This is a genomic window from Sinorhizobium numidicum (assembly GCF_029892045.1).
In the GTDB taxonomy this organism is placed as follows: domain Bacteria; phylum Pseudomonadota; class Alphaproteobacteria; order Rhizobiales; family Rhizobiaceae; genus Sinorhizobium; species Sinorhizobium numidicum.
On the sequence record NZ_CP120368.1, the window covers coordinates 60,001 to 84,990 of the forward strand.

General features: G+C 60.9%; 22 protein-coding genes, 1 tRNA gene, 2 rRNA genes and 1 pseudogene (1 of these 26 only partly in view). 15 read left to right on the top strand and 11 right to left on the bottom strand.

Annotated features, from left to right (window positions below; all coding sequences use genetic code 11):
- From PYH37_RS11325 to PYH37_RS32730, 4 genes are all read left to right on the top strand, one after another.
- Positions 1-2,788 (top strand): 23S ribosomal RNA (locus tag PYH37_RS11325); it begins 7 nt to the left of the window's first position.
- A 369-nt stretch (positions 2,789-3,157) separates the two neighbouring features.
- Positions 3,158-3,272 (top strand): 5S ribosomal RNA (gene rrf / locus PYH37_RS11330).
- Positions 3,273-3,363: 91 nt separating this feature from the next.
- Positions 3,364-3,440, top strand: a tRNA-Met gene (locus PYH37_RS11335).
- A gap of 63 nt (positions 3,441-3,503) precedes the next feature.
- A complete protein-coding gene (locus tag PYH37_RS32730; RefSeq protein WP_483414597.1) occupies positions 3,504-3,878 on the top strand; it encodes a hypothetical protein in 375 nt (124 codons plus the stop codon).
- Between the two features lie 216 nt (positions 3,879-4,094).
- On the opposite strand, the gene PYH37_RS11345 is transcribed toward PYH37_RS32730, so the two are convergent.
- From PYH37_RS11345 to PYH37_RS32230, 5 genes are all read right to left on the bottom strand, one after another.
- Positions 4,095-5,324: an HlyD family secretion protein gene (locus tag PYH37_RS11345; protein WP_280735033.1), complete on the bottom strand. Its 1,230-nt coding sequence runs from the start codon at positions 5,322-5,324 to the stop codon at positions 4,095-4,097.
- Positions 5,325-5,327: 3 nt separating this feature from the next.
- A complete protein-coding gene (locus tag PYH37_RS11350; protein ID WP_280735034.1) occupies positions 5,328-5,810 on the bottom strand; it encodes a hypothetical protein in 483 nt (160 codons plus the stop codon).
- A gap of 68 nt (positions 5,811-5,878) precedes the next feature.
- Entirely contained in the window at positions 5,879-6,070 is a 192-nt protein-coding gene (locus PYH37_RS11355; RefSeq protein ID WP_280735035.1) for a hypothetical protein, read from the bottom strand.
- Positions 6,071-6,130: 60 nt separating this feature from the next.
- Complete coding sequence (locus PYH37_RS11360; RefSeq protein WP_425336132.1) at positions 6,131-6,427, bottom strand: hypothetical protein; 297 nt, start codon at positions 6,425-6,427, stop codon at positions 6,131-6,133.
- Positions 6,428-6,539: 112 nt separating this feature from the next.
- A complete protein-coding gene (locus tag PYH37_RS32230) occupies positions 6,540-6,719 on the bottom strand; it encodes a hypothetical protein (RefSeq protein WP_342394663.1) in 180 nt (59 codons plus the stop codon).
- 260 nt (positions 6,720-6,979) lie between these two features.
- Between PYH37_RS32230 and PYH37_RS11370 the strand changes: the two genes are divergently transcribed.
- The 7 genes from PYH37_RS11370 to PYH37_RS11400 all read left to right on the top strand — a co-directional run bounded on the left by PYH37_RS11370 (position 6,980) and on the right by PYH37_RS11400 (position 14,611).
- Positions 6,980-8,752, top strand: coding sequence for a hypothetical protein (locus PYH37_RS11370; protein ID WP_280735037.1), 1,773 nt, complete (start codon positions 6,980-6,982; stop codon positions 8,750-8,752).
- Between the two features lie 219 nt (positions 8,753-8,971).
- Entirely contained in the window at positions 8,972-9,766 is a 795-nt protein-coding gene (locus PYH37_RS11375) for a DUF2092 domain-containing protein (RefSeq protein ID WP_280735038.1), read from the top strand.
- Between the two features lie 4 nt (positions 9,767-9,770).
- Entirely contained in the window at positions 9,771-10,052 is a 282-nt protein-coding gene (locus PYH37_RS11380; RefSeq protein ID WP_280735039.1) for a hypothetical protein, read from the top strand.
- Positions 10,053-10,248: 196 nt separating this feature from the next.
- A complete protein-coding gene (locus tag PYH37_RS11385; RefSeq protein ID WP_425336149.1) occupies positions 10,249-11,730 on the top strand; it encodes a DUF1254 domain-containing protein in 1,482 nt (493 codons plus the stop codon).
- Between the two features lie 194 nt (positions 11,731-11,924).
- Entirely contained in the window at positions 11,925-13,199 is a 1,275-nt protein-coding gene (locus tag PYH37_RS11390) for an alpha/beta hydrolase (protein ID WP_280736011.1), read from the top strand.
- 116 nt (positions 13,200-13,315) lie between these two features.
- Positions 13,316-14,107: a hypothetical protein gene (locus PYH37_RS11395; protein WP_280735042.1), complete on the top strand. Its 792-nt coding sequence runs from the start codon at positions 13,316-13,318 to the stop codon at positions 14,105-14,107.
- A 51-nt stretch (positions 14,108-14,158) separates the two neighbouring features.
- A complete protein-coding gene (locus PYH37_RS11400; RefSeq protein WP_342394664.1) occupies positions 14,159-14,611 on the top strand; it encodes a DUF2721 domain-containing protein in 453 nt (150 codons plus the stop codon).
- Between the two features lie 184 nt (positions 14,612-14,795).
- Here the strand turns inward: PYH37_RS11400 and PYH37_RS32420 are convergent.
- Positions 14,796-15,051 (bottom strand): annotated as a pseudogene (locus PYH37_RS32420) (transcriptional regulator); the annotation flags it as partial.
- Between PYH37_RS32420 and PYH37_RS32425 the strand changes: the two are divergent.
- From PYH37_RS32425 to PYH37_RS11420, 3 genes are all read left to right on the top strand, one after another.
- The gene (locus PYH37_RS32425; protein ID WP_425336133.1) at positions 14,963-15,571 is read left to right on the top strand and encodes a hypothetical protein; all 609 of its coding nucleotides are present in this window, start codon (positions 14,963-14,965) and stop codon (positions 15,569-15,571) included. The pseudogene PYH37_RS32420 and the gene PYH37_RS32425 sit on opposite strands and share 89 nt — an antisense overlap.
- 252 nt (positions 15,572-15,823) lie before the next feature.
- Positions 15,824-16,888: a polysaccharide pyruvyl transferase family protein gene (locus tag PYH37_RS11415; protein WP_280735044.1), complete on the top strand. Its 1,065-nt coding sequence runs from the start codon at positions 15,824-15,826 to the stop codon at positions 16,886-16,888.
- Complete coding sequence (locus tag PYH37_RS11420) at positions 16,875-18,293, top strand: Coenzyme F420 hydrogenase/dehydrogenase, beta subunit C-terminal domain (RefSeq protein WP_280735045.1); 1,419 nt, start codon at positions 16,875-16,877, stop codon at positions 18,291-18,293. The genes PYH37_RS11415 and PYH37_RS11420 overlap by 14 nt, the downstream gene beginning before the upstream one ends.
- Here PYH37_RS11420 and PYH37_RS11425 read toward each other — a convergent pair.
- The 3 genes from PYH37_RS11425 to PYH37_RS11435 all read right to left on the bottom strand — a co-directional run bounded on the left by PYH37_RS11425 (position 18,227) and on the right by PYH37_RS11435 (position 20,988).
- Positions 18,227-19,213: a glycoside hydrolase 5 family protein gene (locus PYH37_RS11425; RefSeq protein ID WP_280735046.1), complete on the bottom strand. Its 987-nt coding sequence runs from the start codon at positions 19,211-19,213 to the stop codon at positions 18,227-18,229. The genes PYH37_RS11420 and PYH37_RS11425 overlap by 67 nt on opposite strands.
- Before the next feature lie 75 nt (positions 19,214-19,288).
- The gene (locus PYH37_RS11430; RefSeq protein WP_280735047.1) at positions 19,289-19,888 is read right to left on the bottom strand and encodes a histidine phosphatase family protein; all 600 of its coding nucleotides are present in this window, start codon (positions 19,886-19,888) and stop codon (positions 19,289-19,291) included.
- Positions 19,885-20,988: an inositol-3-phosphate synthase gene (locus PYH37_RS11435; protein ID WP_280735048.1), complete on the bottom strand. Its 1,104-nt coding sequence runs from the start codon at positions 20,986-20,988 to the stop codon at positions 19,885-19,887. The genes PYH37_RS11430 and PYH37_RS11435 overlap by 4 nt, the downstream gene beginning before the upstream one ends.
- Positions 20,989-21,133: 145 nt before the next feature.
- Between PYH37_RS11435 and PYH37_RS11440 the strand changes: the two genes are divergently transcribed.
- The gene (locus tag PYH37_RS11440) at positions 21,134-22,891 is read left to right on the top strand and encodes a hypothetical protein (RefSeq protein WP_280735049.1); all 1,758 of its coding nucleotides are present in this window, start codon (positions 21,134-21,136) and stop codon (positions 22,889-22,891) included.
- 72 nt (positions 22,892-22,963) lie between these two features.
- Here PYH37_RS11440 and PYH37_RS11445 read toward each other — a convergent pair whose 3' ends face one another.
- Complete coding sequence (locus PYH37_RS11445; protein ID WP_280735050.1) at positions 22,964-23,989, bottom strand: Gfo/Idh/MocA family protein; 1,026 nt, start codon at positions 23,987-23,989, stop codon at positions 22,964-22,966.
- Positions 23,982-24,974 (bottom strand): MDR/zinc-dependent alcohol dehydrogenase-like family protein, encoded by a 993-nt coding sequence (locus PYH37_RS11450; RefSeq protein ID WP_280735052.1) that lies wholly within the window; start codon positions 24,972-24,974, stop codon positions 23,982-23,984. Before PYH37_RS11450 ends, PYH37_RS11445 begins: the two co-directional genes overlap by 8 nt.
- Positions 24,975-24,990: the final 16 nt, after the last annotated feature.

Consider the following 24,990-nt stretch of genomic DNA (forward strand, 5'->3'; position numbering starts at 1 on the left):
TGAAAGAAGGGCATTTGGTGGATGCCTTGGCATGCACAGGCGATGAAGGACGTGATACGCTGCGAAAAGCCGTGGGGAGCTGCGAATGAGCTTTGATCCATGGATCTCCGAATGGGGCAACCCACCTTAGATGCTTGGAAAATTTAAGCCGTGCGAAAGCACGGCTTAGGTTTCCAAGCATTGTTGAAAGGTATCTTATTCTGAATACATAGGGATAAGAAGCGAACGCAGGGAACTGAAACATCTAAGTACCTGCAGGAAAGGACATCAACCGAGACTCCGCAAGTAGTGGCGAGCGAACGCGGACCAGGCCAGTGGCAATGAGGAATGAAGTGGAACCGTTTGGAAAGGCGGGCCGTAGAGGGTGATAGCCCCTTACACGTAGAACACTCATTGTCCTTGAGTAAGGCGGGACACGAGAAATCCTGTCTGAACATGGGGAGACCACTCTCCAAGCCTAAGTACTCGTGCATGACCGATAGCGAACAAGTACCGTGAGGGAAAGGTGAAAAGCACCCCGACAAGGGGAGTGAAATAGAACCTGAAACCGGATGCCTACAAACAGTCGGAGCCCGCAAGGGTGACGGCGTACCTTTTGTATAATGGGTCAACGACTTAGTGTGACATGCAAGCTTAAGCCGATAGGTGGAGGCGTAGCGAAAGCGAGTCTGAACAGGGCGCCTTAGTATGTCGCATTAGACCCGAAACCGAGTGATCTAGCCATGAGCAGGTTGAAGGTTGGGTAACACCAACTGGAGGACCGAACCCGCATCTGTTGCAATAGATTGGGATGACTTGTGGCTAGGGGTGAAAGGCCAATCAAACTCGGAAATAGCTGGTTCTCCGCGAAAACTATTTAGGTAGTGCGTCGACCGAATACCCTCGGGGGTAGAGCACTGGATGGGCTATGGGGACTCACCGTCTTACTGATCCTAACCAAACTCCGAATACCGAGGAGTACTAGTCGGCAGACACACGGCGGGTGCTAACGTCCGTCGTGAAAAGGGCAACAACCCTGACCTCCAGCTAAGGTCCCCAAGTCATGGCTAAGTGGGAAAGGATGTGAGGATCCCAAAACAACCAGGATGTTGGCTTAGAAGCAGCCATCATTTAAAGAAAGCGTAACAGCTCACTGGTCTAAATAAGGGTCTTTGCGCCGAAAATGTAACGGGGCTAAAGCCATGCACCGAAGCTGAGGATGTGCGCAAGCACGTGGTAGCGGAGCGTTCCGTAAGCCTGTGAAGGGATACCCGTGAGGGGTCCTGGAGGTATCGGAAGTGCGAATGTTGACATGAGTAACGATAAAGAGGGTGAGAGACCCTCTCGCCGAAAGACCAAGGGTTCCTGCTTAAAGTTAATCTGAGCAGGGTTAGCCGGCCCCTAAGACGAGGCGGACACGCGTAGTCGATGGGAACCACGTTAATATTCGTGGGCCTGGTGGTAGTGACGGATCGCTTGACCTGTCTGGACTTATTGGATTGTCCAGGCGGGGACGCGGTTCCAGGAAATAGCTCCACCATATAGACCGTACCCGAAACCGACACAGGTGGTCAGGTAGAGCATACCAAGGCGCTTGAGAGAACTGCGTTGAAGGAACTCGGCAAATTGCACGCGTAACTTCGGAAGAAGCGTGACCCTTTTCTACGCAAGTAGGATGGGGTGGCACAGACCAGGGGGTAGCGACTGTTTATCAAAAACACAGGGCTCTGCGAAGTCGCAAGACGACGTATAGGGTCTGACGCCTGCCCGGTGCTGGAAGGTTAAGAGGAGGGGTGCAAGCTCTGAATCGAAGCCCCAGTAAACGGCGGCCGTAACTATAACGGTCCTAAGGTAGCGAAATTCCTTGTCGGGTAAGTTCCGACCTGCACGAATGGCGTAACGACTTCCCCGCTGTCTCCAACGCAGACTCAGTGAAATTGAATTCCCCGTGAAGATGCGGGGTTCCTGCGGTCAGACGGAAAGACCCCGTGCACCTTTACTATAGCTTTACACTGGCATTCGTGTCGGCATGTGTAGGATAGGTGGTAGGCTTTGAAGCAGGGACGCCAGTTCCTGTGGAGCCGTCCTTGAAATACCACCCTTATCGACATGGATGTCTAACCGCGGTCCGTCATCCGGATCCGGGACAGTGTATGGTGGGTAGTTTGACTGGGGCGGTCGCCTCCGAAAGAGTAACGGAGGCGCGCGATGGTGGGCTCAGAGCGGTCGGAAATCGCTCGTCGAGTGCAATGGCATAAGCCCGCCTGACTGCGAGACTGACAAGTCGAGCAGAGACGAAAGTCGGTCATAGTGATCCGGTGGTCCCGCGTGGAAGGGCCATCGCTCAACGGATAAAAGGTACGCCGGGGATAACAGGCTGATGACCCCCAAGAGTCCATATCGACGGGGTTGTTTGGCACCTCGATGTCGGCTCATCGCATCCTGGGGCTGGAGCAGGTCCCAAGGGTTTGGCTGTTCGCCAATTAAAGCGGTACGTGAGCTGGGTTCAGAACGTCGTGAGACAGTTCGGTCCCTATCTGCCGTGGGTGTAGGAATATTGACAGGATCTGTCCCTAGTACGAGAGGACCGGGATGGACATATCTCTGGTGGACCTGTTGTCCTGCCAAGGGCATAGCAGGGTAGCTATATATGGAAGGGATAACCGCTGAAGGCATCTAAGCGGGAAACCCACCTGAAAACGAGTATTCCCTTGAGAACCGTGGAAGACGACCACGTTGATAGGCCGGGTGTGGAAGTGCGGCAACGCATGAAGCTTACCGGTACTAATCGTTCGATCGGCTTGATCGTTCTTGTTGCCTATGCTCATCAAACGAAGTTTGATGATGCTATTGTTCTGTCCTGACGCGCCAAACGCGCTCCGGACGGGCCGCGCCGAAAGGCGCGACGGCCGCTGGCCTTGCGGAGCCAAAGCTCCGGCAAGTGCCACAGGCGCCGTCAAAGACGTGTTCAAAAAGAGGTGCAAACCTCGCCAGCTTCTCAATATGGTTTTGCCATGCAACGCATGCGAAACTTGTTCTTGGGCCGACGGTGCATCCCCTCAAAAGGGTGACTGTATGGCCAGCGCGGCTGCCCTTCGAGCGACAAGCGAGAAGGACAAGCTAGCCGCGCCAGCAAAGAGCAAGATTGCGTTGCCGGCCAAATCTTGCGCTTTGCCGACCTGGTGGTTCTGGCGGGGTGGCTGCACCCGTTCCCATTCCGAACACGGCCGTGAAACGCCCCAGCGCCGATGGTACTTCGTCTTAAGACGCGGGAGAGTAGGTCGCTGCCAGGTCTGCAAAACGCAAGACAAACAAACCAACATCTTCTCTCACAGCACCGGCGCAAGGCCGGACAGACACGCCGCAACAAGCGACAACCGATAACGCGGGGTGGAGCAGCCCGGTAGCTCGTCAGGCTCATAACCTGAAGGCCGCAGGTTCAAATCCTGCCCCCGCAACCAACGAGACTTGCATCGCAAGTCGCTTCTATCGAGCTCCTCCGCACAAGCGCCGAGGAGCTCTTTTTGTTTGACCTCCGGGTCAAGCGCACCAGCCGCCAGGATATGACGCAACAGGAACTCGGCGCTGTAGCCGATGAGGAGCACGAGAGCGAAGCCCCTGAGGATGGGCATCGTGCCGTGACCCTGCATGTCCGCCGCAATGCGGTCCTTCGTCGCCACCCACTCCGGCACGATCCGCGGCACGGCATCGCGCATGCAGATGAGATGGTTCCTGATCGCGGCGACCCATCGCGAAGCGACGCCCGCGGGTGGAGCCGTAGCCGCACCGTCGGCGTGGCGGACTGCCTGGCAGCAAGCCGTTGCCGCACTTCCGGGTCATCCAGCAGCTCGATCAGTTGCTGGATCTTTGCAGGCGGCGCGACGGTCGCCGGTTCCTGAGCGGCCAGAGGTGCAGCAAGCACGAGCTGGAGAAACAGAAGGATCGAGGCGTAAAGGCTATCTCTGCAACCATGCCTGAAGACAGCGCTCATCCGTTACCCCTTCGCCCAGTATCCCGACGGCCGCGATTACCTGGCCAGCGGAGACATCGTTGTGCAGGGCGACCGTGAGAGAGGGCGGCCGCGGTATAATCAACAGCATCCGGCGACCCCCAGCTCAATGCCCGGCCAGAACCAGCGTCTGGACCGGCAGGAGCAAGGCCTGCAGCCTGAGGATCATGGCGTGCACCAGCCCCACGGTATCGACCAGATGCAGGAAGAGCCAGCGCCCAGTGCTTATGTCCGGCGAATGCAATTCGTCGTGGTTGCTGGTGTATGCGTTGGCGATGCAACTGCTTCCCGGCGGGATGCCGGCGAACTGGCCGTCGAAGAGCGGCTCGAGGAAGGTGGTCAGCGTTCCGGGCCGCGCCATCTGCTGCACATCGGCGAGCTGATCGGTCGGACGAACCTGCCCGGTGGCGATCACCTCCTGGACCTCGGTGACGACCATCGGTATGACGGCGAAAGGCTTGCCGACGCAGGTCGCTTCGGCGATCATGCCGGGCTTCATCACCTGTGCCTCGATCTGGCCGAAGCCGGCGACCAGACCTATCCGGCGATCATCCGGCACGAGGATGCCGGCCGTGCGGACCATCGGATTGACGATGTCGCCCGGCCGCAGCGTGAACTGCTGGACTATACCGGCGGTGCCGGCGCGCACTAGGGTCTTGTCGAGCTCGACCTGAGCCTGGGCAAGGGCGGCTTCGGCACTCGCCTTCTGCGCCGGCAGCAGCGAGGCGATCTTCGTCTCAAGTGTCCGCTTGTTCGAGACGGCGGCGTCGAGTGCGCCTCTGCGGCCGTCCGCTGCCACCTGGCGTCGTTCGATCTCCCGTCTTGCCACCACATCCGGATTGCGCCGATTGAGTTCCTGCTGTGCCTCGAGTTCGTCCTGCGCCTGCTGGTAGGCGCCTTGCGCCTGCGCGATCATGCCGTCAGCGGCCGCCAGTTCGGTTTGCGCGACTGCCATCTCGGCATCGATTTCGGCCACGCGCCGGCGGGCTGTCTCAAGTGCTGCCCGCTGCACCGCATTGTCCAGGCGGAAAAGCGGAGTGCCGGCGGCGACCTTCTCGTTCATGCCGACGAACACCTCGGCCACCCTCCCGTTTGACTCCGGCAAGATGGTGACCGTGCGGAAGGCTGCCGTGACGTTCTTCGTCGAGGGATGATAGTAGAAAATGAGCGTGATCAGCGAAAGCGTGAGAATGACGCAGGCGGTGATGCCCCAACGCAGCTCGAACCACATGGAATAGAGATTGATTTCCCGGCCGATCCTCTTGCCTTGGACGTAGCGGCGGAAGAGGAAGTCAGGCAGGATCGTCAGCAGGGAGCAGATCATGAATTCCAGCATCGCTCACCCCCTCCGCTCTGACAGACTGTCGCTGGCCGATGATTCCGGTGAGACCGGTGTCCATTGCGGTTCCGTCTCGATCGGTTGAGGCTTCGCCGGCGCCATGCGAAGTTCCGCCGGCACAGTTTCCAGCGGCCTGTCGTCTCGATCGGCAATTCTGCGGAGCGAGTCGGCCATCGAATTCACAGGGCTCGAAAAGTCCGGAAACTCGATCAGCGCCAGCAGCAGCGCCGCGATCCAGAACAGGTGGTTGTGCGTGAACAGCGCAATCAGCGACAGAACGGCCACGAGCTGCAACTGAACCTTGTTGGCGCCGTACGCCATGTGTTCCGGCAGCGCGTGCAGGCGCAGATACAGCACTCCAATAAGGAAGATGAGCAGCACCACGAAGACGGTCATGACGTTCATCAGAACGTCCGTCTCTCCCGGAGCCGTGATGAACGCCGGCAAATGCCCCAATGCCGCAGGATGCAACGTTTCTTCCATATCTGCGATCCCAGATAATACTTGTTATGAAGGCCCTTCGCGCCGCGCTGCTTGCACGGGCAGGCGTTTCAGCAGTCAAGAAGAAAGCGCTCGGCCCCGGCGATCTGCCGGGGAACGGGCGAGGCTGGCGAGACCAGTTCATCCTTGGTGAACGGCTCGGGCGCGGTTCGCTCCTGAATGGAGGAGGCGGATGCGGCCCCGGCAAGGTCGTCGGTTGCCCGGATATGAACTGCCAAATGCAATGATCTTGTCTGGATCATCTTTTCACTCCCATGGGTAGCCGAGCTCCGCCATCCCCTGCATTGCTGCCCGTCAGTTGATCAATCGATGTAAACGACGACATAGCGCCCGCCATACGGCTGGTAGTAGGTTCCGCCGCACCGCCAGATGACCGTGCCGTTGACGATTGTTTTCGCGCAGGCCGCTGGCAACGTGCTCACATAGACGGTGGACCGCCGGATCACCCGCCGCGTGGTGCGCCGTGCCACGCCTGCGACGCTGCCGGGCGTTGCGGGTCGGCCGACCACCGCCTGAGCGTCCGCGATGAAGGACAGTTCCGGCATCGCCACGCCGGCGATGTCGGCCAGCAGGAAAGCGAGGCGACTCCCAAGATCCACTTGCGGATGCCTCGTTTCATCGCAGGATCTCCTCGAAGAATTCGCCTCAGCTCGGCGGCGATTTCTGGGGCATTGGTAGCCGTCATTTGCATTCTGCCTTCCTGATCCCACGCTAGTGCTTCGGTGATCGCGGAATCAGGAAGACGTTCGCCCGCTGCAGCGCTTTGGCGATCTCCTTGGCGAGATCCGCGACAAGATCCTCGTATTCGCGGCGTCGCGCCGCGCGGAGGCTCTCCGGTAAGTGCTCGACGGTTGCGAGAGCCTCTTCGGCGGCGGCAAGATCGTCGCACATGCCACGAAAATTCTCGTCCCGCTCCAGCAGTTCCTCAATCTGAGGGCCTCGTGAAGGGAAATGCCGAGTCGCGACTTGCAACCTGGTTCCCCCACCACCGCTCTCCGAGTGCCGGCCCATTTTAGTGTAGCCTTTGCAACCTGAAATTATTCAAGTGCGATCATATTGCTTTAAATCAATGCAGGGATGTAATTTACGCGAGCAAACGGGAATATCCGGCGGGTATTGAACCTGCGGCGACCTGTTGGGGGCACAATGCAATGGTCCAGACCCGTTCAGTCGACGTCGACCCGGCGGCGGCAACCTCATCGCCGACGGAACGCGACATTCGCGCACAGTTGAAACGGATTCAGACGAGTCCGGAATTTGATGTGCCCGAGCGAGCGCACCGATTTCTTACCTATATCGTCGATGAAGTCGTGGCCGGACGAGGGGACCGGATAAAGGCTTTCTCCATTGCGGTGGAGGTCTTTGGCCGCGACTCGTCGTTCGATGCACAGAATGATCCCGTCGTTCGAATAGAAGCAGGGCGCATCAGAAGGGCGCTTGAACGCTATTACCTCGTTGCGGGCCAGAATGATCCGATCATTGTCAGCGTGCCGAAAGGCGGATACGTCCCGGTTTTCAGCCGGAACGATCGCGGCCCGGTCGCACAAGCGAACGCTGAAAATACGGAAGAGGCTGACAAGAATGGTGAGCGGCGGAAGCGTCGCTGGAGACCGGTCTTGCTGGCTGCTGCTGGCGTTCTCATCCTGGCGGTGATCGCCCTTGTTGCGCTCTGGCGTGCCGATCAGCCGGCGAATGGTCTGCTCGGCACGGCGAATGCGGTGCGCGCGAGACCGGATGTGCCGCGATTGATCGTAATGCCGTTCGAGGACCTGTCGGGAACCGACAGCTCGAAGATCGTCGCGCGAGGCTTGACCGACAAGGTCATCGAGCAGATTTCCAAGTTCAAGGAGATCGCCGTGATCGCCGGCAGCCCCTCGGGTTTGTCCGGCGAAACGCTTTCGGGCGCCACGTCGTCCGCGCGCTATGCCCTTTCGGGCGGCGTGCGGCTTGACGGCGACAAACTCTTGCTGACCAGCCGCCTCACCAATCGCGACGACGGTTCGGTTCTGTGGGCGGAAACCTATGGGGAGAGCCTGCAGGCCCGGAGCCTGCTCGATCTTGAAACCAACGTAGCGCGCGCGGTCGCTACCGCCCTGGCACAGCCCTATGGCGTCATTTTTCGCGCGGACGCGTCGAAGGCCGCAGACGCAGCGCCGGACGACTGGGAAGCCTATCGATGCACATTGGCGTATTATGGCTATCGCGCCGATCTCAATCCGCAGACGCATGCCTCGGTTCAGGGCTGCCTGAAACGGGCAGTGGAGAGATTTCCCGGTTATGCGACCGCCTGGGCGCTGCTCTCCCTCACCTACATCGATCAGTTCCGGTTCCGATACCGGCTCAACGCTCCCGCTTCGCCGCCGGTCGATCTCGCCATGGACGCGGCCAGACGCGCCGTCGAGCTGGATCCGCAGAATGTGCGCGGTCTGCAGGCCGAGATGCTGGTCTTCTTCCTCCGCGGCGACGTCGAGACAGCGTTGAAGATCGGCGCGCGGGCACTTGAGATCAACCCAAGCGACCCTGAACTGAGCGCAGAATACGGGCTTCGTTTGGCGCTATCGGGCGAATGGAAGCGCGGCTGTGAACTCGTCGCGGGAGCAGTCAGCAGAAATCCGGGACCGCTCGGCTACTTCGAGGCATCACTCGCCCTATGCTCCTACATGCAGGAAGACTATGTCGTCGCTGAGCAGTGGATCAGAGCGGCCGATGTCCGCGCCAACCCTCTTTATCATTTCATTGCCGCGGCCATCTTGGGACAACTGCAAAAGACGGCGGAGGCTACCAACGAACGGCAGTGGATCGAGACCAATGCGTTCGACCTTCTGAAGAATATCCGCCGCGAGGTTGCTTTGCGCATCCATCGGCCCGAGGACCAAGCCCATTTCATGGACGGGCTAGCAAAGGCAGGCCTTCCCATACGGTAGGCCGATCGGGCGTATCATGTTCCCTTGGAGGCGAGTTCCGCACCTGGAAGACGCCTGCCCACAGGACAAAATCCGGGCTTGCGAGCGCATGGGATCGGCAGAGCTTACGTGATGCTACATGTGCTCGATTAAACTTCATACTAGAAACCGCTGCCTAGGAGAGCGTTTGGGCTGCGGCCCGGATTTGCCAAGAGGAGGCAGCAGTGAACAGCTTGCCGAATGACCGACCATGCAACGCCTTTCGAAAGAACGGCACGACTTACGTCACTGACCTTTCTGCTCGTCGTAGCGGTTTGGTCGCCGACACGCGCTGACGATGCGGACGCGAAAAAGATCCTGAAAGCGATGTCGGACTATGTCACGGGCCGACAGCATATTTTGTTGCAGTATGACGTCGATATCGAGGTGATCACGCCGCAGTTGGAAAAGCTGCAGTTCGCCTCCTCGGGCGAGATGAGGCTGAGCCGCCCCGACAAATTGCGAGCGACGCGGACCGGGGGATACACGGATGTCGAACTTGTTTTCGACGGAAAGACCGCCAGCTTGCTCGGCAGGGACAGCAATACCTTCGCACAACTCGATACACCGGGGTCGATCGACCAGATGATCGATCGGCTGAGAGCCGAACACCATATCGAATTGCCAGGAGCGGACCTGCTTCTGCCCAACATCTATGACGAACTCGTCGCCGGTGTGATCGAGGCCAAGTACATCGGCCACAGCGTCGTGGATGGCGTCGAGTGCGAGCACCTGGCCTTCCGCAACCAGGAGACGGATTGGCAGCTCTGGGTGGAGCGCGGATCCACGCCGATTCCCAGGAAATACGTCATCACGAGCAAGACGCTGGCCGCGGCGCCGCAGTACACCTTGCGGATCACGGACTGGGATACGGATGCATCGCTTGACGCGAAGACGTTCGCCTTTAATCCGCCTGCGCGGGCGAAATCCGTCGAATTCACGGCATTGGCTGATGTCGGCGAACTGCCGGCTCCGGCAGAAGCGCTGAAGGAGTAGTGGGATGGCTATTCATCGAACTGCAACATTCGTACTCGCAATTGGTACAGGCACCTTCGCATTGTTCTGGAGCGGCGTGTTCCTTCCCGAACGGCCGGCGGACCTCGTATCGCAGGCGGAAGCCCGAATTGGGCGACCATTGACGCCCATCAGCTACGCCGGCGTCGCGCGCCGTACGACACGGCGAGCCGTTTACGCTGGCGCGGCTGCCGCGACCTACTATGCGCCTGCGTGCGTGCCGGTCAGGGATGCCTACGGCAACATCATCTCGTATCGATGCCCGTAGGCGGCTCGGGCCTGGCGCGACGAAAGCAGCCGCGAACGAGTCGGTTCTGTTCGATCAACGATGCGAGGCTGCTCCTCTTGGATCGCGGCGAGGCGTAGCCGGAAGCATGAAAGGGGTGGCCTCACTCCCCCCGCCCGAAGAGTACGCAACTAACAGGTCATATCCCAACAAACCATGGAGAGTTCAAATGCATTCGATGAGCTTGATCGAGGACTGGACCCTGTTCAGCAGACTCGGCGCGACAGTTGTCCTCGCGGCCGGTCTTACCGCCTGTCCCATTGCCGACGCATGGACTGCCGAAGCAATCACCGAGGAAGAGGCCCACGCGATCGGCGTGGACGCTTACGTTTATTTTTATCCGCTGATATCGATGGATATCACCCGCAAGCAGCTAACAAACGTCGAAGCTAAGGCGGGTGCGGTCGGCGGCCCGCCCAACAGTTTCAACAACGTCCTCGAGTTTCCGCCGGCGGACATGAAGGTGGTCGTCCGCCCGAATTTCGACACGCTATATTCAAGCGCCTGGCTCGATCTGACGAAGGAGCCTGTGGTGGTCGCGGCCCCGGACACCGGCGGGCGCTTCTATCTGCTGCCGATGCTCGATATGTGGACGAACGTCTTTGCGGCACCCGGCTGGCGGACGACTGGAACGGCGGCCGGCCACTTTCTCGTCGCCCCTGGCGGCTGGCGGCCGGACCTGCGGGACAAGTTCGACGAGTTCAAGCTGCCGCAGGGAACCCAGAGAATCGACGCGCCGACACCCTATGTCTGGATCATTGGTCGCACCAAGACCGATGGCCCGCAGGACTATGACGCCGTCCATAAAATCCAGGACGGCTACCAGATCACCCTGCTGTCGGAGTGGGGGAAGGAGGCCAAGCCGGCCGAGGTGAAGATCGATCGTTCCATCGACATGAAGACACCGCCGAAGATCCAGGTCGATACCAGTTCGGCTGGAGACTATTTCGCTTACGCTGCCGAACTCTTGAAGCTTCATCCTCCGCACATCACCGACCAGCCGATCCTTGCCCGGATGAAGCGCATCGGCATCGAACCCGGCAAGAGCTTCGATCTGTCAAAGGCTGATCCGATCGTGCAGAAGGCGCTCGCCACCGTGCCGCAGGACGCCCAGGCACTGATGGCCTGGAAGGTCAAGACACTCGCACGGGTCGATAATGGCTGGTCGATGAACACCGACACGATGGGCGTCTACGGCAACTACTACCTCAAGCGCGCCATCGTTGCGCAACAGGGCCTTGGCGCCAACCTGCCAGAGGACGCCATCTACCCGCTCAACCTCGCCGACAAAGACGGCCAGCCGCTCGACGGCAGGAACAAGTACACGATCCATTTCGAGAAGCACGAAATCCCGCCGGTCAATGGCTTCTGGTCGATTACGCTGTATGACGATCAGGGCTTCCAGGTCGCCAATCCCCTCAACCGTTTCGCGGTCAGCAGTTGGATGCCGTTCCAGTACAATGGCGACGGTTCGCTCGATCTCTATTTCCAGCACGAGAGTCCCGGGAAGGACAAGGAACAGAACTGGCTTCCGGCTCCGCAAGGGTCGTTCAACCTGACCATGCGACTTTACGGACCCAAGGCCGACGCGCTGATCGGGAAGTGGAACCCACCGCCGGTCGCCAAGGCCAGTGCTGTTCAAGCGCTGACCGCTCAGTGAGCGCGTGCCGAGAAGCGCGAGCGTCCGTTTTTCCGCTGGCGGTACAGGTTCCATCGTCAGCCGGAAAAAGCGGACTGCTCGCAACCAATCACCAAGAGCGTTGCCACGGCACCTTGTCGGCGCCGGCACTGGGAAAACCCGTGAGCAAAAGTCACCATCCGCCGGTCCGCACGAAGCCCGTTCCGTCTATCAAGATGGCTCAAGGCATTCTGGTGGCCGCGGCTCTGATAGGTTTTCTGCCTGGATGCGCGAGCCGCCCCACGGGCGTGCTGCAGCCGGTGGCGGCGGCACCGTCGGCCAACAAGGTGGAGATGCTGGTTGCGACGATGCGGGGCCGCTCGGAAAACCCCGGCGAAATGTTCAGCGGCGAGCGTGCGCTTCATCCGGCCTTTGCGGAGATCACCGTGTCGATCCCGCCCGACGAGGTTCGCAAGGAGGGCGAGGTCGCCTGGCCGCGCAGGCTTCCGCCGAATCCGGCCACGGATTTCGCAACGCTCAAGGCTGCGGAGGTCGACCGGCCGGCCGCCGAGAAGTGGCTGAGCAGTTCCGTGCGCAGGAGCCCGGACCGCAGCGTTCTCGTCTTCATCCATGGTTTCAACAACCATTTCGAGGATGCCGTCTTCCGTTTCGCCCAGATCGTCCACGATTCGGGTGCCCGGAGTGTCCCGGTGCTGGCGACATGGCCGTCGCGCGGCAGTCTTCTCGCTTATGGCTATGATCGCGAAAGCGCCAACTACACGCGCAATGCCGTCGAAAACCTGTTCCAGTATCTGGCGCGCGATCCGGAGGTCAAGGAAGTCTCAGTCCTGGCGCATTCGATGGGCAACTGGCTGGCGCTGGAGTCCTTGCGCCAGATGGCCATCCGCAATGACGGGCTGCCGGCCAAGTTCAAGAACGTCATGCTCGCAGCACCCGATGTCGATGTGGACGTCTTTCGCTCGCAGATCGCCGACATGGGCCGGCAGCGCCCGCGTTTCACGCTGTTCGTTTCGCGCGATGATCGTGCACTCGCTGTTTCCAGGCGGGTTTGGGGCAATGTCTCCCGCCTGGGAGCGATCGATCCGGAGCAGTCCCCGTACAAGGAGGAACTGGCAGCGAACAACATCGGGGTGATTGATCTCACCAAGGTCAAAGCCGGCGACAAACTGCACCACAGCAAGTTCGCGGAATCACCCGAGATCGTGCAACTGATCGGCACCCGCCTTTCAACCGGCCAGACATTGACCGACAGCCGGCTGGGGCTTGGCGATCACATCGTCGCGGCAACCGCCGGGGCGGCGCAGACGGTCGGAACCGCGACCGCCTTGGTCATTGCCGCTCCGGTTGCCGTTGTCGACCAGCACACCCGGCAGAACTATGCCCACCATGTCGAGGCGCTGGTCGCGCCTTCCGGCCAGGCGGCGCAAAGCACGACGGGTGCCGCGTGCAGCGACAGAAGCCAGATGGGGACTGGAAGTTGCAGCCGGTAATGACGCCTAACGAAACGTGTCAAAAATTGTTTGGCCGAATCACGGCGCGCGATCATGATCACGCCGGAGAGTTGAATTCGCGCCTCACAGCGGAACGAACTTTTGTCGGGGGAATAATGACATCTTGCCTCATTCGAACTCTGGCGTCCGTCGGAAGCCTTCTGTGCGCCGGCAGCGCTATCGCCGCGGACATCCATTCGCCAATGACGCCGCAGGTTCAACAGACCACGACCGAGAACGGCTGGACGTTCTCCTTTGCACCCTATTTCTGGGCGGCGGGGCTCTCGGGCGACGTCGCACAGTTCGGATTGCCGAAAGCCCATGTCGACGCCAGCTTCAGCGACATCTTCGATCATCTCGATTTCGGCGCGATGGCGATCGGTGAGGCCCGTTACGGCCCCTACAGCATTTTCGGCGACGTGATGTACACGAAAATCTCCGGCCAAGCTGGTACCCCGAGGGGGATTCTTGCAACCGACGTCGAGCTCTCGTCCGAGACTTTCGCGGGATTGCTTGGGGCGGGCTATGCGATCTTTGAAGACGGTTCCGCGCGGCTGGATGTCGTCGGTGGCCTGCGCGTCTGGTCCGTCGAAAGCGAGCTCTCCTTCAGGGGCGGTATTCTCGACGGGCGTTCCAGAACGGACGACGCGACCTGGGTGGACGGGTTGGCCGGCTTTCGCGGCACCTATGCGCTCACGCCCGAGATTTACCTAACCGGATGGGGGCTTGTCGGCGCCGGCGGTGCGGATCTGGACTGGGACGTCGCGGCGGCGATCGGCTACCGGTTCAGCGACACCGTTTCGGCCGTGGCCGGCTACCGCGCCCTGGGGGTCGACTACAGCAATGACGGATTCGTCTTCGACGTCGTGCAGCAGGGCCCGATCCTCGGGCTTGTGGTGCGATTCTAGGGCCGCCCCTGTTGACCCGTCGTAGACGCGCCAAAAATCTGAAGGGCACGCATGGAGCCGCCACCAATCGTGGATGATTTTGCGTCGATCATCCAAACATCCCTCGCACCTGTCTTTCTCCTTGCCGGGACGGCCGGGTTCGTGAGCGTCTACGCGACTAGGCTCGGCCGGGTATCGGATCGCGTGAATGAGGTGGGGGACAAGGACGAGCAGAGCGAGGCGCGGCGCACGCAACTCGCTTATCTGCGGCGACGGACGCTCGCCCTGGAGATAGCGGTCGGCTTAGGGACACTGGCTGCGATCTGTACCGGCTGTGCGATCCTGAATCTGCTGGCTGGTGCGCTCGCGTTCGGTTTCCGCGAGGAAAATCTCTTCTGGTTCTTCGGCGGGGCGATAGTCTCGCTCATCGGCTCGCTCGTGGCGTTCCTGTTTGAAATGCTCGCCGCCGGACGGAACATGCTGCGCCAGATGCGCAGCGACAAGCCAACCCTCGAGGGAGATTGACTGTCTCGCTACGAGGGCAGCCGGCGGGCACCCGCGGCGATCTCCGCACGCAGCGCTAGATCAATGGCGCTTCCGGTGCCCACAGCCGGGACGCGTTCGGCAGATGTAAGCGATGTTGCAGGCCTAGAGCCGCGGCTGAATGGCGTCATTCCGATCCAGCCTGCGGACGTTCTGCAAGGCATCCCTGAGCCGCGATGCGTACTCTGTTTCCCGCCCTGCGCACGCTGCCTTCCAGCAATAGCCTACGCCGAGCTCCCGTCCCACCTGCATCACGTCTATCGCGCGTCCCTTGTAAACGAAGCTCGAATCTGGGCGACGACGCTAAGCGCTGACACTTTCGAGAGGTCGGTGATGATGTCTTCAGTGATGCCGTCGCTGAAGTATTCCTGCTCCGCATCGCCGCTCATGTTGGTGAACGGCAGGACTGCGATCGACGCGCCTTCGCCATTTGTGGAGGTTGCCGCCGCAGCAGGCCATGTCCGGGGCGTGTCGCGCCATGGAATGTCCGAGGCGCGCCATGTGGACCCGTATCGGCCGCTCGATGTTCTTCACGGTATGTTCACCGAAATCCTCGAACTCGGCCGCAAACTTGCTGCCGATGTGCTCGCATACGATACCGGAGATCGCGACGCCGCCGGGATCGGCGAGCGATTGCAGGCGCGCCGCGACATTGACCCCGTCACCATAGATGTCCTCACCGTCAACGATGATGTAACCGAGATTGATACCGATACGATAGACAAGGCGGCTGTTCTCGGCCTCCTGAGTTCTCGAGCAAACGCTTCACAACGACGGAAATCCGCCAGCCGGCCCCCAGAAAACCGCCGCCGAACAAACCCGCCGCACAGCGGCAACCTAAAAGTCGCCCGGAAAAGCAGCGTAGAAGCAAAAGCTCGAAGGCCGCCATCGCCGCGATGCTGGAGTCAATGCAGTTTGAACCGGCGTCATCAGTGGGCGTAGGTGCAGGCGCTTTCATGACTTCCACTCTCGTGCCCCGCTTTGAAGCTCCCGAAACAGGCGCCGTTTCTACGGCATCATCACTGGCCTTTAGCCGCGAAGCTCGTCTCTCCAAGCAATCGCCAGAATATGCCAGACGGCGAGCACCCCATGGCGTGCGCGCCGCACACAAAAACGCCCGTCCGTCCCTCGTGGCGGAACCTGCTTTGACGCAACTCGTTAGGTGCCTGAGTCGTCCGCGAAGAGGTACGTCTGTTGCATCAACTGGGTGTGCTGACCTTTCATCAATGCATCAATTACGGATCGTTCTGGCAGACGCGCTGCCTGGTCGATGGTCTTCGTGCGTACGGAGCGGATCCTGTCATTCTCAATCATCACTCCGATCGCATTCGCCGCGCCGAGTGGCGCTGCGCGCTGCAACCGCTCCTGCCGGTGGGGACGAAGCGTGAGGATTTTCCGCTGTATGCGTCGAAGATCAGGAAGTTTGTCGAGGCCTTTGCGTCGCTTCCGCTTACCCCTCCGTTCGCGCTCGACAATCCGGCCGATCTTGAAGACTTCGATCTCGTCATCGTCGGCAGCGACGAAGTGTGGAATCTCCGTCATCCCTGGTATGGAGGATATCCGCTGTTCTATGGCGAAGGGCTCGCGGCGCGCCGGCTGGCATCTTACGCTGCAACATTCGGCAGCTATCCTGCGTCCAAGGGGCTCGAGAGTTACTGGGCGGACAGCCTGCGGAAATTCGACGACATTTCCGTTCGTGACGAGAATTCACGAAGTATCATAAAGGACGCGCTCGGGCTCGAACCCACACTTGTCCTCGATCCTTGCCTCCAGTTTCCCGAAACCATCCCGCGCAGTCAGGACGACAGCTGCGTCTCGTCCTATCTCGCCGTCTATGGGCACTCGTTTCCATACTGGTTTCAGCAGGCGGTTCGCCGCTCTGCGGCATCGCATTCCGTCTCCGTCGTCAGCATAGGATACCGCAACGATTGGGCAGATGCCCAATGGATCGACGCAGGGCCCGATGATTTCGCCCGGTTCATTGCGGGCGCCCGTGCGATCGCCACGAACTTCTTTCACGGCTGCGTGTTTTCGCTCGTCAACACCAAGCCTTTCGTCTGCGTCCTCTCCGATTATCGTTGCCACAAGATCCACGATCTGGCGCAGATGGTACGGGCGGAGCGACACGTGGTCTCGGAGGAGACGCCGCAGGCGGACTATGACGCGCTCCTTGGCGGGGCTCCGGATCCGGTCACCGCAGACCAGCTGGCGAGCCTTCGCCTGCGTTCGAGGACGTATTTGAACAATGTCCTCAATTGATCCGCCGTCAGATGCCGTTCCGCTCGGTCCAAAGGAGATCGTGAAGTCCGGCCTGTGTATCGGCTGCGGCGCCTGTGCCGCGCAGATACCGGGTAACGCAGCCCGAATGCGGCTCGACCGCTATGGCGAGTTCAAGCCGGCCGCACCCAGCAGGCGGGCCGAAAGCGAGATGCCGGGTTTCGCGCATATCTGCCCGTTCTCGCCACGTTCCCATGATGAAGACGAACTTGCCGCCGAGCGTTTTCCCTCGGCCAAACACCGTGACCCGCTGATCGGCCGGTTCGAGGCCGCCTATGTCGGCTATGTGCGCGAGCAAGACTTTCGGGCCGTCGGCAGTTCCGGAGGTATGGCAAGCTGGATGGCGGCTGAGCTTCTTGACCGGAAGCTGGTCGATGGCGTCGCTCATGTGGTCCCCGTAGCTGTCTCGGATGACCGCGGCGACCTCTTCCGCTACCAGATATCGCGCACGACCGGGGACGTGCGCGGAGGCGCAAAGTCGCGTTATCACCCCGTGGAACTCTCGGCAGTTCTTGCCGAGATCAAAGCCTGGCCGGGACGCTATGCGATCGTCGGAATCCCGTGCTTCATCAAGGCGGTGCATCTCCTTCGCATGCAGGATTCCCTGCTTCGCGAGCGCATTGTCTTTACGCTCGGCCTCTTCTGCGGACACATGAAGAGCGCGCGCTTCGTCGAGAGCTTCGCATGGCAGATGGGTGCGACGATGGAAGCGGTGGAGAGCGCGGATTATAGGCTTAAAGACCCACGCAGACCGGCAAATTGGTACACCGCGCAATTGCGCCTCAAAGATGGGCGTACTCGCAGCAAGGATTGGTGGCATCTCGCCGATGGCGACTGGGGTGCCGGCTTTTTCCAGAATTCAGCCTGCAACTTCTGCGACGATGTCACGGCGGAAACCGCGGACATTTCGTTCGGGGACGCTTGGGTGGAACCTTACTCGTCCGACGGTCGCGGCACGAATGTCGTCGTCGTTCGCTCTCCTCTGCTGCACGGCGTCATCAGTGGTGCCATCGCTGAGGGCCGGCTGGAGCTCACGGAGGTTGACAGCGAATTCGTCGTCCGAACGCAGGCCGCCGGCTTCAGGCAACGGCGGGAGGGCCTCTCCTTTCGCTTGAGCTGGCCACGTTTGGGAGTGCAGCCGAAGAAACGCGTCGCGCCTCGATGCCGGGGCCTGCCCGCCAGACGCATGCTGATCTACTGGATGCGCGCTCGGATCAGCGCCTGGAGCCATCGCATGTTCTGGCTTTCCCGGCTGCTTGGCACGCCGAGGCTCTACATTCGCTGGGCCCGAGCTGTGCTCGCCCTTTACCAAGCTATCACCTATTCGCGAGGGTGGCTCGGAGCGATGGTCGGCGCGGGACGTCGCGACGAGGATGAGAACGGTTGACGGTTTCCGGCTCGATCAATCGATGTCGCTGAGGCCGGTGCATAGCGGGCGGTCATCTCGGCACAGAATTCGGCAAATTCCTCCGGCACGATCGGCGCGCTGGTGTGGTGCGGCGCCAAGCCCCTATGCTCCGGCGTGAAACAGAAGGTGATGGTGACCTCGAAATCTTCGAGAGCTTTCATCTGGCGATCGAACCATTCAAGCGCATTTGGACGGAACCGGTCGGCCCAGGAGAGGCCGGTGCGGAGATAGGTCACGCCCAACCGCTTCATCCACGAAACCGCCTCGTCGAGCCGAGGGTCCTCGAAATGGAACCATTGCACCAGACCGACGTCCGGTGTCTGCCGGGCAAATTCGTCAAGAGCAAGCTTCGGCGAGCCGTCCTCGCGCAACAAGCCCATATAGAAATGCCGATAGTAGGACGAGCCTTCCGCTTCTTTGTGGCGGGTCGTCACTTCCCAGGTGTGCGGCAGATCATAGAGGCTGTACCATTGAATCCGCTCCGCCGTGCCCTTCAGCAGTTCCGCCGTTCGTTTTAGCCCCCAGAGCTGCACCTCTTCGGCGCCGAAGCTCGATACGCCGACCTCGCTCACCCAGATCGGCAGATCCGTGACGGCTCGTAGTTCATCGAGCTTCTGCGGCCATTCATGTATCTGCCAAAGATTCCAGTCGAGCGGAAAACCGTGAGCGGCCACGGCATCGACATGGTCGAGCACACCATAATCCTTCATAAGGGTCATGAAGGCGGGATCAATCGGGGAAATGCCGCCGAGCACCCTGCTGAGACGAGGATTGATGGTGCGGATCGCGTCCGCAGCCAATTTTGCCATATGCGCAAAGCGGCTCCAGTCGGGGTCGATCTCAGGATCCCAATGGGATTTGTTGTTCGGCTCGTTCCAGATCATCGCGGCTTCGATCATAAGTGGTCTCCGATATACCGCCTCATTTGTCTTCGGTTGCGTCTCTCGGGATATGCTGGTGCCTCACCCGCTCTTTCAAGGTACGATTTCATTCAGCGTCAGAACCTTGGCGCCCCAGTCCCCCGTCGCGACGATCGAGATTGAGGCCGGCGCGATATCGAAGCGCTGCCATGCATCCGTCGGCAGTCCGAGGATGTGGCAGACGGCGGTTTTGATGACGTCAGCGTGGCTGACAAGGACGACTTTTCTGTCTTCGGCGCGTTCTGCGAGCGTTGCGATCAGATCCATTATGCGCGACTGTACGTCCAGCATAGTTTCGCCGCCCGGAGCGCGCATCAGGCTGCGCATGCTGTTCCATCGACCCCAGAGCGGATCGGCATTGAGCACCTCGAAAGTCTTGCCGGACCAGGCGCCGAAGTCCACCTCATCCAGAGCATCGGTCGTTTCTACGCGAGCTATCCCGGAGGCGGCGGCGATAGCGGCCGCCGTTTCCTCGCTGCGCTTGCGCGGGCTTGCGTAAATCGAAGCGATATTCTCGCGCGCCATACGCGTCGCCAGGCGCTCGGCTTGATCGCGGCCTTGGCTCCCCAGCGAAACATCGCTGGTTCGACCGGCGAGGAAATTGCCGAGATTGTCATGAGCGGCGTGACGCACCAGAAAGAACGTGGTCGTCACTCTGCCGCCCCCAACAAAGCGCCCGTGTCGCCGGCGATGAAATCCTCCAGATGCCTGCGCGCTTCGGCGTCAGTGAATTGGCGGGGCGGAGACTTCATGAAGTAGCTCGACGGCGCGATCAACGGGCCGCCGATATCGCGGTCGATCGCCAGCTTCGCGCAGCGAACCGCGTCGATGACGACGCCGGCGGAGTTCGGCGAATCCCAGACTTCGAGCTTGAGTTCGACGTTGAGCGGCACGCTGCCGAATGTCGTGCCTTCGACGCGGATATAGGCGAACTTGCGATCGGCAAGCCATGGCACATGGTCGCTCGGCCCGACATGAATATCACCGGGCGAAAGCGTTACGTCCATCTGGCTGATGACGGACTGCGTCTTGGAAACCTTCTTCGATTCCAGCCGCTCGCGCTCCAGCATGTTGAGGAAGTCGGTATTACCGCCGAAATTGAGCTGGTAGGTCCTGTCGATGCGCACGCCGCGATCGCGAAACAGATTGGCGAGCAGGCGATGGACGATGGTTGCGCCGACCTGGCTCTTGATGTCGTCGCCAATCAGCGGCAGGCGACGCTCGGTGAATTTCCTTTGCCACGACTTGTCCGAGGCAATGAAGACCGGAATGCAGTTGATAAAGCCGCAGCCGGCGGCAAGCGCCTGCTCCGCATACCAGCGCGTCGCCACCTCAGAGCCGACCGGCAGATAGGAGACCACAACATCCGTTTCGCTCTGCCGCAGGATATGCGAGACGTCGACGGCGGGTTCGTCCGATTCTTCGATTTCCTCCCGGAGATATCGTCCGATACCGTCGAGCGTCCGGCCGCGCTGGACGAAAACGCCGGTCGGAGCGACCTCTGCGAAACGATAGGTATTGTTCAGCGGGGCATAAATCGCTTCCGCTACATCGCGGCCGACCTTTGATGCGGCAACGTCGAAAGCCGCGGAAACTTCGATGTCGCGAATGCGACACCCGCCGAGATTCGCATGCATCAGCCCGGGAACCGGCTCGTCCTCGCTGGCATCTCGATAGAAAGTCAGGCCCTGGACGAGGGAAGACGCGCAGTTCCCGATCCCGACCAGCCCGATACGAATGGATTTCGATCGCATATCTGCCGCTCCCGCTAGCATCTACAATGCTTGCCAAACCCGCTCCGCGCGGATTGGTTCCTTGATGGCCACCGGAGGTTGGCGACGGATCGAAACCGCTCGTCCATGCGTTCAGCATTTTTTCGAGCCGATGAGGATGAGGAGCATGCTGATCTACGGCGATGCGAAGCGCTTCGAGCGCGCAGACGCCATAGGCGCCGCGATTGCGTCCGAGTTGCAAGCCCTTGCGCGCCAGCCACCCGGCGTCGACCGCCACGCTGCGCTCGTCCGCATCCTGATCAGGGTCGGTGAATTGGTTCAGGGCCTATGCGATGCCGAGTTCGACAGCGTCGGGGCCGACGACTTTTCCGCCGCGCAAGATTGCGGCGGGCGCCTCCTTCTCGATTTGGCGCAGCTCGTCGCCCACTCGTGGCGGCAAGGTTTTAGAGGGCCGCTGCTCGTGCCGTCCCATGTACCGACACTGCTCCGCAGCCTTAAATCTCCCTTGCCCCTCTGCGTCAAGGAGGCGGAGGGCTATGCCTTTTATGCGCTTTATCCGGAAAGTTACATCGAGGCCGCCGCCTGCTCCGGTCTTGCGGCGGATACCGTCGTCATCGGCATTCGCAGCATAGGGACCAGCCTGTCCGCCGCGGTCGCAGCAGCGATCGGCGCCCGTGCGCCCGTTTCGGTGCGGCCGATCGGCCATCCGTTTCAACGGCGCATCGGGGTCGGTCCGGGACTGACGGAGCGGATACTTGCCGACCGGACGGCGAATTTTGCCATTGTCGATGAGGGACCGGGTCTCTCCGGCAGTTCCTTCGGAGGCGTCGCCGATTGGCTGGAAGAGCATGGCGTCAGCGAGAAACGCATCCATTTCTTTCCCGGTCACGGAGGAGCGCTCGGGCCGCAAGCGAGCGATCGCCATCGTAAACGCTGGGAGGCAAGGCCGCGTCACTTCGTCGACCTGGACGATCTCGTCCTCCGACCCTCCTTGCCGGCCCACCGCCTCGAGTCCTGGATCCGCGAGCTGGTCGGTCCGCTGGTCCGGCCGCTTGAGGATCTCTCCGGCGGAGCCTGGCGGCGGATGCTTCCCGTCGAGGAGAGCGGCTGGCCCCCGGCCGACCGACGGTTCGAGCGGAGGAAATTCCTTGCACATACCGCCGACGGGCCGTGGCTGGTCAAGTTTGCGGGGCTTGGCGAAACAGGCCCGCGCAAGCTCGCCAAGGCGCGTCTCCTTGCCGAAGCCGACCTCGCGCCGCCGGTCGTCGGACTATGCCATGGGTTCCTGGTTCAGAAATGGATCTCAGCCGGGAGGATCGAAGGGGCGAAGTTCGATCGCGCAAAGCTCATTGGGCATGTAGGCCGGTATCTGGCCTTTCGGGCACGTCATCTGCCGGCGGCGGTGAAAGGAGCTTCTCTTTCCGAATTATGTGCGATGGCCGTGTTCAACACCGAGGCAGTGCTGGGTGCCGAGGCCGCATCCAGACTGAAGGAAAGAATTTCCGACGCCGGGCACTTCGATGCCGTTGTGATGCCGGTCGATACGGACAATCGGCTTCATCGCTGGGAATGGCTCGTCGATGGGCACGGAATACTCATGAAGACGGATTCGATCGACCACAGCGCGGCCCATGATCTTGTCGGGTGTCAGGACATCGCATGGGATATCGCGGGCGCGAGCATCGAGTTCGAACTTTCGGCGGAAGAACGCAGCGATCTTCGCGCCGCCGTCTCCGAAGGCTGCGCTCGCGCCGTGAGCAGGGAGCTGCAGGCAATTCTCGAAATCTGTTACCTGGCCTTTCAACTTGGCTTGTGGACTTCCGCCAAAGCGGCGTCGGACGAAGAGGAAGTCCCGCGGCTGGAGGCGACCGCAACACGCTATGCGCAAAGCCTGATGCGGATCATCGACGGCCAGGCCGAATAACGCATGCTGCGCTTATGCATTGCTCCAGACCGGGATCACGATCGCGGAAACCACTTGCCTGTTCCGCCTCGTTCATCGCCCGTAGATCATGTCGAGCACGTCAGCCACGGCGATCAGCCCCTCATTGTCTGGATCGAATCCTTCCCCGGCGGCAAGGCGCCTCGCCCAGGCCGCCGCTGCGCGTCCACCCCATCGATCCGGAGGAGATACCAACAATTCCCTCTGTGTCCCGCGGTGTCGTTCGGCAATGAAATCGAGAAATGATCCATCAACGTTTCTGAAGCTGGCGCCGCCTTCGGTGCCATAAAAATCCGCGCCGATGACGGCATCACATCCGGCCTGCAGACGCCAGGAGCAGGCGAGCCGAGCGACGACGCCGGAGGCAAGCTCAATCGTCGCCACGGCATAGTCCTCGACCTCGTCGCTGTCTCGGCGAATGGGTGACCCATGCGAAAAAAGTCTACTGTCCACCCGGGCGACTTCCGGAAAATCCAGCATCCAAAAAAGGAGATCGACGAGGTGCACGCCGAGATCGATGACGCAGCCTCCGCCCGACAGTGCCTTGTCATAGAACCAAGACTTGCCGGGGCCATAGGCGTTGTGGAAGACAAGATCGACGGCGAAGACGGTGCCGAGCTCTCCCGAGACGATCAGATCGCGGATCCGTCGGATGCCGCTGGTGTGGCGATAGGACAGGTCGACGGCCAACAGCTTGCCGGCGCGCCGGGCCGCTTCAACGACAGCCGCCGTTTCGTCCCTCGTTCGACCGAGCGGTTTTTGGCAAAAGACCGCCACGCCCCGCTCCAGAGCCGCGATCGATTGGGCGGCATGCAGGGCGCTCGGCGTGGCGATGACGACGCCATCCAGCTTCTGGTCGAGCAGCGCTTCGAATGAGCTGACGATTTCGGCTTCGGGCGCAAGCTCGCGCGCCGCTGCGGCCATTTCCGGCGAGGGATCGAGAATGGCGGCCGCTTCGATGGCACGGGTTTCGACGATGGCTTTCATCCGGTCGCGGCCGATCCACCCGACGCCGAGAAAGCCGATCCGGGGCCGTTCCGTGCCTTGTGCGAGCGATTCGACCGGCTGGGTGTCACTCATGGCAGATCACCAGCGCTTTGACGAAGCCTTCGGGTCGATCGCGGGTCATGTCCAAGGCCTCCCCCAAGCGTTCGAGCGGGAACTTGTGCGTATAAAGCGGGAACGGAGAAAGATGGCCTGCGACCACGGCCTCGATCGCTTCGCGAATGCCATGCATGTAGACGGACGGAGCGCGCTCGTGCGCATTGATCACGTCAAGGCCGCGCCAGTTCCAGAGCTGCATGTTCACCTGCCGCGGCCCATCCTGGTGATAACCGGCAATGACGAGACGTCCACGCTCCTTCGTCAGTTCGGCGGAAAGATCGAGCGGCCACTGCTTGCCGACCGCCTCGATGACGCAGTCGCAGAAGCGGCCGGAGGTCAGTTGCTTCACCTTCTCGATGATCTGCCAATGATCGTCCATGGCAATCGCCTCGCTCGCGCCCGCGCGCCTCGCGAGAGCGAGCGAGAACGGCCGGCGTGAAACCGCGATCACACGCGCACCGGCGGCACTTGCCATCTCCGTCAGAAGAGTGCCGAGGAAACCTATGCCGACGATTGCCACGGTCTCCCCCGCTTTGATGGCGCTGCGCCGAAAGATATTGAAGGCGCAACCGAGCGGCTCGGCCGGAAAAGCTTCACCGGCGAGTGCGGCGGGCAGGCGAGCGACCGCGCTCTGATCCGCGATGTCGTGCGTCGCATAGGCGTGATAGGAAAGCGCGGCAACCCGGTCGCCCGGTGCGAGATCGCGCACGTCCTCGCCAACCGCATCAATGGTCCCCCATCCTTCATGGCCGAGCGCTCCGGGCTCCGTCGGAAACTGCATCCAATCCGGCCCCGCCCAGGGCACCAGGTTGGAGGCGCAGACGCCGCAGCCTTCAAGCCTGATCCTGACTTGTCCGGGTCCGGGCTCCGGCAGCGGAAGCGTTTCGATCTGCACCCTGCCCGGGCCGGTAATGATTGCCGCCGACATCGTCTCGGTTCTTGGCTGCGCCGCAATATCCATGTCCTTCCTCCCGGCT

Bases quoted from the DNA above. Each gene is read 5' to 3' on its own strand.
- PYH37_RS11345 (WP_280735033.1), bottom strand. From the start codon at position 5,324: ATGCTGGAATTCATGATCTGCTCCCTGCTGACGATCCTGCCTGACTTC.
- PYH37_RS11350 (WP_280735034.1), bottom strand. From the start codon at position 5,810: ATGGAAGAAACGTTGCATCCTGCGGCATTGGGGCATTTGCCGGCGTTC.
- PYH37_RS11355 (WP_280735035.1), bottom strand. From the start codon at position 6,070: ATGATCCAGACAAGATCATTGCATTTGGCAGTTCATATCCGGGCAACC.
- PYH37_RS32230 (WP_342394663.1), bottom strand. From the start codon at position 6,719: ATGTGCGACGATCTTGCCGCCGCCGAAGAGGCTCTCGCAACCGTCGAG.
- PYH37_RS11370 (WP_280735037.1), top strand. From the start codon at position 6,980: ATGGTCCAGACCCGTTCAGTCGACGTCGACCCGGCGGCGGCAACCTCA.
- PYH37_RS11375 (WP_280735038.1), top strand. From the start codon at position 8,972: ATGACCGACCATGCAACGCCTTTCGAAAGAACGGCACGACTTACGTCA.
- PYH37_RS11380 (WP_280735039.1), top strand. From the start codon at position 9,771: ATGGCTATTCATCGAACTGCAACATTCGTACTCGCAATTGGTACAGGC.
- PYH37_RS11385 (WP_425336149.1), top strand. From the start codon at position 10,249: ATGAGCTTGATCGAGGACTGGACCCTGTTCAGCAGACTCGGCGCGACA.
- PYH37_RS11390 (WP_280736011.1), top strand. From the start codon at position 11,925: ATGGCTCAAGGCATTCTGGTGGCCGCGGCTCTGATAGGTTTTCTGCCT.
- PYH37_RS11395 (WP_280735042.1), top strand. From the start codon at position 13,316: ATGACATCTTGCCTCATTCGAACTCTGGCGTCCGTCGGAAGCCTTCTG.
- PYH37_RS11400 (WP_342394664.1), top strand. From the start codon at position 14,159: ATGGAGCCGCCACCAATCGTGGATGATTTTGCGTCGATCATCCAAACA.
- PYH37_RS32425 (WP_425336133.1), top strand. From the start codon at position 14,963: ATGATGTCTTCAGTGATGCCGTCGCTGAAGTATTCCTGCTCCGCATCG.
- PYH37_RS11420 (WP_280735045.1), top strand. From the start codon at position 16,875: ATGTCCTCAATTGATCCGCCGTCAGATGCCGTTCCGCTCGGTCCAAAG.
- PYH37_RS11425 (WP_280735046.1), bottom strand. From the start codon at position 19,213: ATGATCGAAGCCGCGATGATCTGGAACGAGCCGAACAACAAATCCCAT.
- PYH37_RS11435 (WP_280735048.1), bottom strand. From the start codon at position 20,988: ATGCGATCGAAATCCATTCGTATCGGGCTGGTCGGGATCGGGAACTGC.
- PYH37_RS11440 (WP_280735049.1), top strand. From the start codon at position 21,134: ATGCTGATCTACGGCGATGCGAAGCGCTTCGAGCGCGCAGACGCCATA.
- PYH37_RS11445 (WP_280735050.1), bottom strand. From the start codon at position 23,989: ATGAGTGACACCCAGCCGGTCGAATCGCTCGCACAAGGCACGGAACGG.
- PYH37_RS11450 (WP_280735052.1), bottom strand. From the start codon at position 24,974: ATGGATATTGCGGCGCAGCCAAGAACCGAGACGATGTCGGCGGCAATC.